10 protein-coding genes are annotated in these 12640 nt (G+C 68.3%); 1 reads left to right on the top strand and 9 read right to left on the bottom strand.

The window, feature by feature from the left end:
* The first annotated feature begins 84 nt into the window (after positions 1-84).
* Positions 85-3444 (top strand): hypothetical protein, encoded by a 3360-nt coding sequence (locus CDO81_RS01645; RefSeq protein WP_088481415.1) that lies wholly within the window; start codon positions 85-87, stop codon positions 3442-3444.
* Here the strand turns inward: CDO81_RS01645 and CDO81_RS01640 are convergent.
* The 9 genes from CDO81_RS01640 to mutS all read right to left on the bottom strand — a co-directional run bounded on the left by CDO81_RS01640 (position 3423) and on the right by mutS (position 12440).
* On the bottom strand, positions 3423-3941 hold the full coding sequence (locus tag CDO81_RS01640) for an AAA family ATPase (protein WP_158218132.1): 519 nt from the start codon (positions 3939-3941) through the stop codon (positions 3423-3425). The two genes, CDO81_RS01645 and CDO81_RS01640, sit on opposite strands and share 22 nt — an antisense overlap.
* Positions 3938-4561: a nicotinamide riboside transporter PnuC gene (gene pnuC / locus CDO81_RS01635; protein WP_088481414.1), complete on the bottom strand. Its 624-nt coding sequence runs from the start codon at positions 4559-4561 to the stop codon at positions 3938-3940. The genes CDO81_RS01640 and pnuC overlap by 4 nt, the downstream gene beginning before the upstream one ends.
* Positions 4561-4848, bottom strand: a complete 288-nt coding sequence (locus tag CDO81_RS01630; RefSeq protein WP_088481413.1) for a septum formation initiator family protein — start codon at positions 4846-4848, stop codon at positions 4561-4563. Before CDO81_RS01630 ends, pnuC begins: the two co-directional genes overlap by 1 nt.
* Before the next feature lie 3 nt (positions 4849-4851).
* Entirely contained in the window at positions 4852-6138 is a 1287-nt protein-coding gene (eno, locus tag CDO81_RS01625; RefSeq protein ID WP_088481412.1) for a phosphopyruvate hydratase, read from the bottom strand.
* Positions 6139-6220: 82 nt separating this feature from the next.
* The gene (locus CDO81_RS01620; RefSeq protein ID WP_088481411.1) at positions 6221-6511 is read right to left on the bottom strand and encodes a DUF1330 domain-containing protein; all 291 of its coding nucleotides are present in this window, start codon (positions 6509-6511) and stop codon (positions 6221-6223) included.
* An 18-nt stretch (positions 6512-6529) separates the two neighbouring features.
* The gene (gene kdsA, locus CDO81_RS01615; RefSeq protein WP_088481410.1) at positions 6530-7387 is read right to left on the bottom strand and encodes a 3-deoxy-8-phosphooctulonate synthase; all 858 of its coding nucleotides are present in this window, start codon (positions 7385-7387) and stop codon (positions 6530-6532) included.
* Positions 7387-9021, bottom strand: coding sequence for a CTP synthase (locus CDO81_RS01610; RefSeq protein ID WP_088481409.1), 1635 nt, complete (start codon positions 9019-9021; stop codon positions 7387-7389). The genes kdsA and CDO81_RS01610 overlap by 1 nt, the downstream gene beginning before the upstream one ends.
* 58 nt (positions 9022-9079) lie before the next feature.
* Entirely contained in the window at positions 9080-9874 is a 795-nt protein-coding gene (locus tag CDO81_RS01605; RefSeq protein WP_088481408.1) for an alpha/beta fold hydrolase, read from the bottom strand.
* Positions 9875-9878: 4 nt separating this feature from the next.
* Positions 9879-12440, bottom strand: a complete 2562-nt coding sequence (mutS, locus tag CDO81_RS01600) for a DNA mismatch repair protein MutS (protein WP_241516808.1) — start codon at positions 12438-12440, stop codon at positions 9879-9881.
* Between the last annotated feature and the right edge of the window lie 200 nt (positions 12441-12640).

Genomic DNA, 12640 nt, shown 5'->3' with positions numbered 1-12640 from the left:
TTTTCGAGCTTGGTGATTGACGCTGAGCCCGCCGCCTGAGACCTTTGCCGCGGGGCCTTCCTGGCCCACAGGTGGGGGCTCGGCATGGCGGATTCGAAAGGTGGGCTCGGCAGCTTTCCGTGGGCGAGTGCCGCGGTGCTGCTGGCCTTCGTGGCCAGCACCCAGCTCGTGCCGCATGCCTTCGATGCGCTGAGGCCCGCCGAGAAGGCGCGGGCCCAGGCGCCGCTGGACCCGGATCTGGAGGTCAACGCCCGGCTGTGGGAAGACCCCTTCGCCGCGTTGCGCCGCTACGAGGTCGAGCGCTCCGAGCGCTGTGATCGGCTTCGCAAGCAGGCGTCCGCCAGGCTGGATGTCGACTGTGAGAGTCGCGTGGCTGCCGCGCGCAATCCGTTGCAGTTCGCCGCGCGCCTGGATGACGACCATGACAAGGCGCTCGACGACACCCTGATCCTGCTTGGCCTGATGCCGGGCGCTGATTTCGTGGGCGCCGAAGAGGCCCGGCGCCGCATTCGCTATGCCACCCTGGCCGGCCTGCTGGCCCAGGGCTACATGCCCGACAACGCCGAGCGGCTGAGCCTGCTGGAGTTCGACCTGCTGACGCCCGGCCTCGTATCGTCCACCGCCGTGACCCAGAACCCTGGCGCGGCACGGGGTAGTTATGTGGTGCCGTACGAGCTGCTGTCGCTGAGAGAGCAGCGTGGCATGTCAGCCAGCGGTGCCCGGCCGGAGCCAAACCCGGCGCGGTACAGCCGGGTTGCGGTGCTGTGGATCGACGAGAGCTCGCTCCCATTGCGCAAGCTCGATGCGCTGGCGCGCCTGGTCGACCGGCTGATGGGCCTCACCGCCCTGGATGCGGCGGGCCGGCGCAAGCTGGACAGCCCGAGCCTGCCGCAGCTGGCAGTCATCGGGCCCTCGTCCACTGACGCGCTGCGCACGGCGCTGCGGGATCTGCGCTGCGCCGCCGAGTTGAACAATGTGGAAGGCATCCGCCGCAGCAAGCGGGCCCTGGAAGACGCCACGCTGTGCGCAACCCGAGACACCCGCGTCGGCGCAGGCCTGCCGCCGGACGTGCTGGACGGCTACCGGCTGCTGTCGCGCGCGAAGTTCTACAACTCGGCGTCCACCGCACCCATCTCCATCCTGGCCGAGTTGGACGCGAAAGACCAACTGCTGGGCGACCTGGGGCGCCAGAGCCTGGACCGCTTCCTGAGCCACCAGTTCAGCCGCCTCACGGGCGACGATCCGGTCCAGCATCCGGTGCGCATGGAGCGCACGGTGGGGGACGACACCGATCTCATCGAGCGCCTGATGACCGAGCTGCAATTGCGCCTGTCCCGCACCGCCGGGCGCATCGTGCTGGTGGCCGAGCGGGACTCCATCTACGCCCAGGCCCTGGTCAGCAGGATCACCGAAGCGCTGCCGCCGGAGCGCGCCAGGCAACTGCAGGTGATTTACTTCTTCCGCGGCATCGACGGCGCCACCACCAAGGACGGCGCGGCCGTGGCGGCGCCCGCGTCGCCCAAGAGCCAGCCGACGCTGGAATGGCCGGAGAGCCGTGACCAGCTCGACTATCTGCGCCGGCTCGGTGCCCAGCTGAAGCAAAGCGAGGCTGACTCGCGCCTTGCGCCCATCGGGGCCATCGGCATTCTCGCCAACGACGTGCACGACAAACTGCTGGTGCTGCAGGCCCTGCATGAGGACTTCTCTGACCGGATGTTCTTCACGACGGACATGGATGCGCGCTACCTGCACCCGCGCACCCAGGCCTTCACGCGCAATCTGGTGGTGGCCAGCAGCCTGCCGCTGGCCTTCTACCCCGTGCCGCCCGGTCAGTTCGACCTGCAGGCCGGCACGCCACCGCTGCGCGACAACTACCAGACCAGCACCTATGCCGCTGCGCGCCGCGCGGGCTGCCGCAACGAGGCCTGTCGTGACGCAGAACGTGAGGCACTGCGCGTGCCGCTGAGCCAGCCATCGGTCTACGAGATCGGTCGCTCGGCCGCAGTGCCGCTGGCAGGCTACGCGCTGAACGCGGCTCCGCAGGGCGGCCTGGCGGGTCGCGTGTCGGTCGCGCTGGCGATGGCGGGCGTGGTGCTCGGCGGGTTGTTCGTATGGCCGGGCACGCCGGCCCTGCGCCAGGCGGTCGGGGCGTTGCGGCCGGGGCGAGGCCGGGGTGATCGCGCGCCGCTGGCGCCTACCGCGCTGCTGCTCGTCGTGCTGCATGCCGCGTTGCTGGCCTTTCTGCTGGTCAGCCTGGTGGAGTTCATCTGGCCCGGCCCGCAGGCGGCTGGACGCCGGCCTTGTGAAAGCTGCGAGCCGATGGTGTGGCTGGAAGGCGTCAGCGCCTGGCCCTCGCATCTCATCCACTTGCTGGGGCTCTTCCTCATCCTGTGGACCCTCGATTGGGCCTGGGCAGATGCCCAGCGCCGCTTGCGGCAGGATTCGCGCTGGCTGCAGCTGGATGCGCCGATCGTCCACACCCAGGTCGGCCAGTTGCTTCGCGACTGGTGGGACCGGGGCAGCGTGCTGTTCTGGCGCCCCGGCGTCGGCTTCAGCTGCGACTTCAAGGTCCTGTGGGCCGAGTACGGCGAACGTGGCGGGCCGTTGCCTCGGGTGTTGCGCTGCGCCTTCTGGTACGGGCTCACCGTGGCAGTGGTGCTGCTGATCTTCATCAGCGTCAACGGCCTGCAGGTGCCCGCCGTGCCGGTGCGTGGGCCGTCGCATCGGCATCTGGTGGCGGCTGGGTTGTACGCGCTGCTGTTCCTGTTGCCGCTGCTGATCGTGACGGTGGCCGACTCCATCACGCTGCTCTACCGCTTCGTGAAGCACCTCAATGCCGGGCGCAGCTACTACCCGGAAGCCACCCTCCAGAACGTCGCCCGTGCGCTGGGCCCTGAGCATGCTGCTTTGTGGGCCGAGCGCTTTGCCGCGCGGCCCCAGGACCGGGGTCGCACGGCGGCCGAGGGGGGCGACGACTTCACGGTGCACACCCTGCTGGATGATTGGATCGACGTACGCGTGGTGGCGCGGCGCAGCGCGCCGGTGGCCCGGCTGGTGATCTGGCCTTTTGTCGTGTTGGCCTTGCTGGTGGTGGCGCGCAGCCGGCTGTTCGACAACTGGGCATTGACGCCGGCCATTGCGGTCGGCGTGAGCTTTTACGTGGCGGTGCTGATCGGGCTCACGCTGCTGCTGAAACAGGCGGCCGAGAACACGCGCCGCCGGGCGTTGGCCTCCATGCAGGCTGACTTGCGCTGGTTGGCGGGCAGCGGCAAGCCGCGGGCGGATCTGGTGGAACCGTTCAAGCGACTCATCGTGCAGGTCGAGAACGAGACCGAAGGCGCGTTCGCCTCCTTCTTCGACCAACCCTTGCTCAAGGCCATGCTGGTGCCGCTGGGCGGCGCCGGTGGGACGCAGCTGTTCGACTACTTGCTGCTGGGCCGCTGAAGCACTGAGATGGCCTGCTGCAGGCGCATGTCGTCCTGGCCGGCGATGTCCACCCAGGGCAGGTCGTGCGCGGCCAGCGCTTGCCGCAGCCTGGCGTCGAAGGCGGCGCGTACCGCGGGCCCGTCGCGCTGGATGCCGTCAGGCTGCCAGGGCAGGTCGGGGGCGCAGAGCAGGGTCAGGTCGCAGCCGCGTTGGAAGTCAACGGCGCCAGCCAGCAGCGAGTCGTCGTGGAAATAGTGCTGGCTGCACAGGGCCGTGATCAGCGGCGTGGTGTCGCAGAACACGAGGCGGTGTGCCTGCGCCGCGGCGTCGATGCGGCGCGCCTGCTCCGCCGCGATGTGGGCCTGCTCGTGCTGCTGCGGCGTGCGGCCGTGGGTGTCGCACCACTCGCGCAGGTACTCGGTCACGAGGCCGGCCGAGAAGCGTGCGGCGAGGGCTTCGGCCAGCGTGGACTTGCCGGTGCATTCGGCGCCCAGCAACGCCACGATGCGGCTCAAGCGATGCTCCCGGCGCGGCGCCAGGCACGCCAGCCGACGATGCTCATCGGGATGAACCCTGCGTACAGGACGACCGTCAGCCAATAGCCCTTGAAGCCGAACAGCACGACGCTGACCGCGTTGACGACGATCCACGTGGGCCAGTTTTCCTCGTATTTGCGCGCCAGCAGCCACTGGCCGAGCAGGCTGGCCACGGTAGGAAACGCGTCCCAATAGGGCAGGGGGCTGTCGGTCGCGCGAGACAGGAACAGGCCGAGCAGTGGCCAGGCCGCCAGCGTGAGCAGCACCGGGCGCAGCAGGCCTCGCAGGCCCAGGCGCCGGACCCGCAGTGCGTCGCCCTGGCGGGTGCGCCCGAAGCGCCACTGCCACCAGCCCCAGACGGCCAGCGCGGCGAACACCAGCTGCAGCGCAGCCTCGCCATAGAGCTTGCCGTCCCAGAAGAGGGCGAAATACATCAGCGAGCTGATGAAGGCCAGCGGCCAGGCCAGCAGGTGCACCCGCATGTTGCAGATCACCATCCAGACGGCCAGCACGAAGGCCACCAGCTCCAGCCAGGAAATCGGGCTGCCGAAGGCGCTGAAGGCCGGCGCGAGCAGCGCCGCCCAGGCGGAGGCCCACATCAGCGGCGGGCGCCTGACGCGGCCACGACCGGCACGAATACCTCGTCGGTCTTGATCATGCCCAGCTCGAAGCGGGCCTTTTCCTCAACCATCTCCAGGCCTTCGCGCAGATCACGCAGTTCGGCCTGCAGTTGGGCATTGCGCGCCCGCGCCTTGTCGTTCTCGGCGTGGGCGGCAGCCACCTCCTCCCGGAGGTGGGCCACATAGGGAATGCTGCCCCGGCCCACCCAGAGCTGGGCTTGGATGGCGATCAGGAAGAGCGCCAGGACGAGGGCCAGAACCTTCAAGGCTCAGCGCAGGTTGTAGAACGCGGCGCGGCCGGGGTAGACGGCGATGTCGCCCAGGTCTTCCTCGATGCGCAGCAGCTGGTTGTACTTGGCCATGCGGTCGGAGCGCGACAGCGAGCCGGTCTTGATCTGGCCGGCGTTCAGGCCGACGGCGATGTCGGAGATGGTGCTGTCCTCGGTTTCGCCGGAGCGGTGCGAGACGACGGCGGTGTAGCCGGCGCGCTTGGCCATCTCGATGGCGGCGAAGGTCTCGGTCAGCGTGCCGATCTGGTTGATCTTGATCAGGATGGAGTTGGCGATGCCGCGCTCGATGCCCTGCTGCAGGATCTTGGTGTTGGTGACGAAGAGGTCATCGCCGACGATCTGCACGTTCTTGCCCAGGCGGTCAGTCAGCAGCTTCCAGCCGTCCCAGTCGCCTTCGGCCATGCCGTCTTCGATGGAGATGATGGGGTACTTGTCGACCCAGGTGGCCAGCATGTCGGTCCACTCGGCCGCGGTCAGCTGGATGCCGCCTTCGCCTTCGAGCACGTACTTGCCGTCCTTGTAGAACTCGCTGGCGGCGCAGTCCAGGCCGATGGCGATCTGCTCGCCGGCGGTGTAGCCGGCCTTGTCGATGGCCTGCAGGATCAGCTGGATGGCGGCCTCATGGCTTTCGACGCTGGGCGCGAAACCGCCCTCGTCACCCACGGCGGTGGAGATGCCCTTGTCGTGCAGGATCTTCTTGAGCGCGTGGAAGACCTCGGCGCCCCAGCGCAGGGCCTCGCGGAAGCTCGGCGCGCCCACGGGGATGATCATCAGCTCTTGCAGATCGAGGCTGTTGTTGGCGTGGGCGCCGCCGTTGATGACGTTCATCATCGGCACGGGCAGCTGGCAGCCGTTCATGCCGCCGAAGTAGCGGTACAGCGGCAGGCCCGACTCTTCAGCCGCGGCACGGGCCACGGCCATCGAGACGGCCAGCATCGCATTCGCGCCCAGGCGGCTCTTGTTCTCGGTGCCGTCCAGGTCGATCAGGGTCTTGTCGAGGAAGGCCTGTTCCGAGGCGTCCAGGCCGAGCACGGCCTCGCTGATCTCGGTGTTGATGTGCTCGACGGCCTTCAGCACGCCCTTGCCCAGGTAGCGGGCCTTGTCGCCGTCGCGCAGCTCGATGGCTTCACGCGAGCCGGTGGACGCGCCCGACGGCACGGCCGCACGGCCCATCACGCCGGACTCCAGCAGCACGTCGCATTCGACGGTGGGGTTGCCGCGGCTGTCGAGAATCTCTCGGCCGACGATGTCAACGATGGCGCTCATTCAATGTCTCCAGGGAAGTGAAAAATTCGGTCGGCCGTGAGTGTGCCAAGAGGGCGTTACCGCGTCACAACATTCGTGGGGTTCAGACGCCTTCGATCAGCACCATGCGCATCACCGCCGCGCCTTCGCGGGCCTGGCGAGCGCGGGTGTACTCGGCGGAATCGTAGAAGGCCTGTGCGGCTTCGCGCGACGGGAACTTCAGCAGCACCACGCGCTCCGGCGTCCAGTCGCCCTCCAGCACGGTCACGGCGCCGCCCCGCACGCAGACTTCGGCGCCGTGCACCTGCATGGCGATGCTCGAGAACTTGCGGTAGTCCTCGTACTGGGTCGGATTGGTGACGGTGACGTTGGCGAGGATGTAGGCGCTGGGCATGGGGGTCGATTGAGGACTTCAGCAGGAAAAGTCGTTCTCCAGCAGCGGCTGCTGCTTGACCACACGGTCCAGCGCCACCAGCTGCTCCAGCAGCGTCTTCATGTGCTTGAGCGGCACGGCGTTCGGGCCGTCGCTGAAGGCCTCGGCCGGGTTGGGGTGGGTCTCCATGAAGAGGCCCGCCACGCCCACGCCTACGCCGGCACGGGCCAGCACCGGCACCATCTCGCGGGCACCGCCACTGGTGGTGCCCTGGCCGCCGGGCTTCTGCACCGAGTGGGTCACGTCGAACACCACCGGCGCGCCCGAGTTGCGCATCTCGGCCAGGCTGGTCATGTCGGCCACCAGGTTGTTGTAGCCGAAGCTCACGCCGCGCTCGCAGGCCAGGAACCGGTCTTCCGACAGGCCGACTTCCGCCGCGGCCGCACGGGCCTTGTCGATGACGTTCTTCATGTCCCACGGGGCGAGGAACTGGCCCTTCTTGATGTTCACCGGCTTGCCGCTCTGGGCGACGGCGCGGATGAAATCGGTCTGGCGGCACAGGAAGGCGGGCGTCTGCAGCACGTCGACCACGGCGGCGACTTCGGCCACCTGCGTGGTGTCGTGCACGTCGGTCAGCACCGGCAGGCCGGTCTGGCGGCGCACTTCGTCCAGGATCTTCAGGCCGGCGTCCATGCCGACGCCACGCTTGGAGGTGCCGGAGGAACGGTTGGCCTTGTCGAAGGAGCCCTTGTAGATCAGCGGGATGCCGAGAGCGCCGCAGGCCTCCTTGAGCAGGCCGGCGACGTCCAGCGACATCTGCAGGCTCTCGATGGAGCAGGTGCCGGCGATCAGGAAGAAGGGGCGGTCGAGACCGACCTTGTAGCCGCAGAGTTCCATCACTTAGCCTCGTGCTTGTGGTCGAGCGCGGCCTTGATGAAGGCCGTGAACAGCGGGTGGCCGCCCCAGGGCGTCGACTTGAACTCGGGGTGGAACTGCACGCCGACGAACCAGGGGTGCACTTCGCGCGGCAGCTCCACCATCTCGGTCAGCTTCTCGCGCTGGGTGATGGCCGAGATGACGAGGCCGGCCTTCTGCAGGCGGTCGAGGTAGTGCTCGTTGGCCTCGTAGCGGTGGCGGTGGCGCTCGTTGACCACCGGGCCGTAGATGTCATGCGCCAGCGTGCCGGGCTTGACATCGGAGCTTTGCGCGCCCAGGCGCATCGTGCCGCCGAGGTCGGAGTTGGCGTCGCGCTTCTGGATGCTGCCGTCGGCGTCTTGCCATTCGTCGATCAGGGCGATGACGGGGTGGGGCGTGGCGGGGTCGAATTCGGTGGAATTGGCCCCCTCGAGACCAGCCATGTGGCGGGCGTACTCGATGGTGGCCACCTGCATGCCCAGGCAGATGCCGAGGTAGGGCAGCTTGTGTTCGCGGGCGTACTGGGCGGCGAGGATCTTGCCCTCCACGCCGCGCTTGCCGAAGCCGCCGGGCACGAGGATGGCGTCGTACTGCGACAGGCTGGACACCGTCTCGGGCGTCAGCGTCTCGCTGTCGACGTACTCGATCTTGACGCCGGCATGGTTGTGGATGCCGGCGTGGCGCAGCGCTTCGTTCAGCGACTTGTAGGAGTCCGACAAGTCGGTGTACTTGCCGCACATCGCGATGGTGACCTGCTCCTTGGGGTTCTCGACCTCGTAGACGAGGTTGTCCCAGCGCTTGAGGTCGGTGCTCTTGGTGTTGAGCTGGAGCTTGGTGCAGATGAGCTGGTCCAGGCCCTGCTCATGCAGCACGCGCGGCACCTTGTAGATGGTGTTGACGTCCCACATCGAGATCACGCCGTACTCGGGCACGTTCGTGAACAGGGAGATCTTCTCGCGCTCGTCGTCCGGGATGCGGCGGTCGGCCCGGCACAGCAGCGCGTCGGGCTGGATGCCGATCTCGCGCAGCTTCTGCACGGTGTGCTGGGTCGGCTTGGTCTTGAGCTCGCCGGCAGCGGCGATCCAGGGCACGTAGGTGAGGTGCACGAAAGCCGTGTTCGTGGGGCCGGCGCGCAGGCTCATCTGGCGTACGGCCTCCAGGAAGGGCAGGGACTCGATGTCGCCCACCGTGCCGCCGATTTCCACGATGGCGACGTCCACGCCTTCGGCGCCGCGCTTGATGTATTCCTGGATCTCGTTGGTGATGTGCGGAATGACCTGCACCGTCTTGCCGAGGTAGTCGCCGCGGCGTTCCTTCTCCAGCACCGTCTTGTAGATCTGGCCGGTGGTGAAGTTGTTGGCCTTCTTCATGCGCGTCGTGATGAAGCGCTCGTAGTGGCCCAGGTCCAGGTCAGTCTCGGCGCCGTCATCGGTGACGAAGACTTCGCCGTGCTGGAAGGGCGACATCGTGCCGGGGTCGACGTTGATGTACGGGTCCAGCTTGATGAGGGTGACTTTGAGGCCGCGCGATTCGAGGATGGCAGCCAGGGAGGCCGACGCGATGCCCTTGCCCAAGGAGGACACCACACCGCCGGTGACGAAGACGTATTTGGTCATGTCTTGCAGCAGGCCAGAACAGCCTGCTGTGGTGGGAAATTGCGATTGTACGAGACGCTCAAACCGCCTCAAGCAGCTCAAGCACCAAGGCCGCGGTGGCGTCCGGCTTCTCGAAGGGAAACAGGTGACTGCCCGCCATCCAGCGCCAGCGCTCGCCGGCCAGCTTCATGGAGGCGGATGCGCCCGCCTGGCGCAGTTCCACGGATTCGGTGCCCCCGATGAAGCCGACGGGGCAGCGCGGCGGCCGGCGGCGCAGCAGCTGCGGCAGGTGGTGGGGCAGGGTGCGGTAGATCTGGGCCTCCACCTCGCGGTGAAAGCGCAGGCGAACCTCACCGCCCGCATCCTCGAAGCCGGCCGCGACGTAGTCGTCCAGCACGCGTGGGTCCCAGCGGGCGAAGGCCTTCTTGGCCATGAAATGCGCGCGCACCGCCGCCCGGTCGGGCCAGAGGTGGCGCCGCTCGCGGGCGATACGTGACGGCGGGTAGCGGTTCATGAGACCCGTGTGTTTCGCCACGGCCACGCCGGCGGCGCGCAGCCCCGCGATGACGGGCGAGTCCAGCATCACCAGGCCGCTGACAAGATCGGGCCGACGGCAGGCGGCCATCAGGCTGAGCATGCCGCCCAGCGAGTGGCCCACCAGGGCCACGGGGCCGTCGGGCTTCACCTCGTGCGTGATGAAGTGCAGCAACTGGTCGCGCAGGCGCCGCCAGTCCGGGGTCACCGGGAATTCGGGGTCATGCCCGAAGCGGTCCAGCGCCTCGACCCGCCAGCCTGCCGCGCGCCAGGCGTCGAACAGCTGCCGGTAGCAGCCCGCAGGGAAGCTGTTGGCATGGCTGAAGACGAGGGTCTTCATGCCGTCAGCCCTTGGCCAGGGCCTTGAGCTTGTACAGCGCCTCCAGTGCTTCGCGCGGTGACAGCGCGTCGGGGTCGACCTTGTCCAGCGCCTGCAGCAGCTCGCTCGGCTCCGGCAGCGGTGGCGGGGCTGGCGGCGCGGCAAAGAGGTCGAACTGGTCGTCCGCCGCGTTCGAGCGAGCCTCCAGGGCCTCCAGCGTGGCGCGCGCCTGGCGCACGAGGCTCGCGGGCATGCCAGCGAGCTTGGCCACCTGCACGCCGTAGCTGCGGCTGGCCGGGCCGGGCTGCAACTCGTGCAGGAACACGATGTCCTCGCCGCTCTCCACCGCCGACACGTGCCAGTTCTGCGCCATCGAATGCTTGGCCGGGAACTCGGTCAGCTCAAAGTAGTGCGTGGCGAAGAGCGTGAAAGCGCGCGTCTTGTCGTGCAGGTGGCTCGCGATGGCCGAGGCCAGGGCCAGGCCGTCGAAAGTGGACGTGCCGCGCCCGATCTCGTCCATCAACACCAGGGACTGTTCGGTCGCCGAGTGCAGGATGGCCGCGCCCTCGGTCATCTCCAGCATGAACGTGGACTGTGCATTGGCCAGGTCGTCGGCCGCGCCGATGCGGGTGTGGATGGCGTCCATGGGGCCCAGGCGGCAGGCGGTGGCCGGCACATAGCTGCCGATGGCGGCCAGCAGCGCGATCAGCGCCACCTGCCGCATGAAGGTGCTCTTGCCGCCCATGTTCGGGCCGGTGATGACGAGCATGCGGGTGCGGGCGTCGAGCTTGCAGTCGTTCGGCATGAACTCTGCGCCCCCGGTTTCGGCCAGGCGGGCTTGCACTACGGGGTGCCGGCCGGCCTCGATCTCCAGGCAGGGATGGGGCACAAACTCGGGCCGGCACCAGTTCAGCGTGGCGGCGCGCTCGGCCAGGGCAGCCAGCGCATCCAGCCCGGCCAGCGTGCGACCCAGCGCGGTGAGCGGGTCCAGCCGGGTGATGAGGGCGTCGACGATCTGTTCGTACAGCAGCTTCTCGCGCGCCAGCGCCCGCTCCTGGGCGGACAGGGCCTTGTCTTCGAAGGCCTTGAGCTCGGGCGTGATGTAGCGCTCGGCGTTCTTCAGCGTCTGGCGGCGCTGGTAGTCCATCGGCACCTTGTCCACCTGGCCCTGCGTGACCTCGATGTAGAAGCCATGCACCCGGTTGAACTGCACCCGCAGGTTGGCAATGCCTGTGCGTGCGCGCTCGCGGGTTTCGAGGTCGAGCAGGAAACCGTCGCAGTTCTGCTGGATGCCGCGCAACTCGTCCAGCTCGGCGTCGAAGCCGTCGGCGATCACGCCGCCGTCGCGGGGCAGCAGTCCCGGCTCGGCCGCGATGGCACGGGACAGCAGCTCCAGGATGTCGTCGGGCGGGTTCAGTGCCGCGTCGCGCAGGGCTGCCGGCGTGGCGTCGCGCAGCGCGGGCAGCGCCTGCAGCGTGGCGCGCAGGCCGGTGAGCTCGCGGGGGCGCACCTGGCGCAGGGCGATGCGGGCGGCGATGCGCTCGACGTCACTGACTGACTTCAGCGCTTCGCGCAGCCGCTCGAAGCCCTCGGCCTGAAGTGCGCCAATCGCGTCATGCCGGCTTACAGCCTCGGCCCGGTCGCGCTTGGGGTGCAGCAGCCAGTGGCGCAGCATGCGGCTGCCCATGCCGGTCTTGCAGCTGTCCAGCAGCGAGAAGAGGGTGGGGCTGGTTTCGCCGCGTAGGGTCTGGGTCAGCTCCAGGTTGCGCTGGGTGGCCGGCGGCAGGTCCAGCAGGTCGCTGGCCCGCTGCACCCGCAGCGTCCGCACATGCGCCAGCGCACGGCCTTGGGTGTGCTCGGCGAACGCAAGCAGCGCACTGCCGGCGGCATGGGCCAGCACCAGCTCCTGGGCATTGAAGCCCTGCAGGTTGGCCACGCCCAGCTGCTCGCACAGCTTGCGCTGGCCCAGCGTGGCGTCGAATTGCCAGGCCGGCCGGTTGGTGACCGGGAAGCGCGCTCGCATCACCGCGGCCGGCTGTTGCTCGCGGTTGACCAGAATTTCAGCGGGCATCAGCCGCGCGAGCCAGCTGGGCAGTTCGGCCTCATTGCATTCCGCGAGACCGATTTCGCCCTGCGTCAGCGACAACCAGGCCAGCCCGTGGCGCTTGCCCTGCACGCTGACGCTCAGCAGCACCGCGTCCTGCTTGTCGGCCAGCAGCTCGGTGTCGGTGATCGTGCCGGGGGTGACGACGCGTACCACCTTGCGTTCCACCGGCCCCTTGCCCGCGCCGACCTCACCCACCTGCTCGGCAATCGCGACCGCCTCGCCCAGCTTGATGAGCTTGGCGAGATAGCTCTCCAGCGCATGCACCGGCACACCAGCCATCACCACCGGCTGGCCCGCGCTCTGGCCCCGGGTCGTGATGGTGATGTCGAGCAGGGCGTGGGCCTTGCGGGCGTCGTCGTAGAAGACTTCGTAGAAGTCGCCCATCCGGTACAGCAGCAGCGTGTCCGGGAAGTCGGCTTTCAGGCCCAGGTACTGGGCCATCATCGGCGTATGGGCGCTGAAGTCAGCGGGCTGGGTCATGGGGGCTTCGGGAATGCAAAAGCCCTCGGCGGAGGGCTTCAAAATGGGCGGCAGTTTAAGCGGCGGCGCCTGACTGGCGTGCCGAATGCAGGGAGTCGTCGATGAAGCGTTTCAGGGGTGCGTGCGCTTTGCTGGTTTCGATGGTCTGGGTTCCCCAGGTTCTGGCGGCGCCGTCGGTGTGTACCCGACTGGCAGAGGAC

Source organism: Roseateles puraquae (assembly GCF_002205845.1).
Taxonomy (GTDB): domain Bacteria; phylum Pseudomonadota; class Gammaproteobacteria; order Burkholderiales; family Burkholderiaceae_C; genus Pelomonas; species Pelomonas puraquae.
This window is presented reverse-complemented; position numbering and strand designations above follow the sequence as displayed.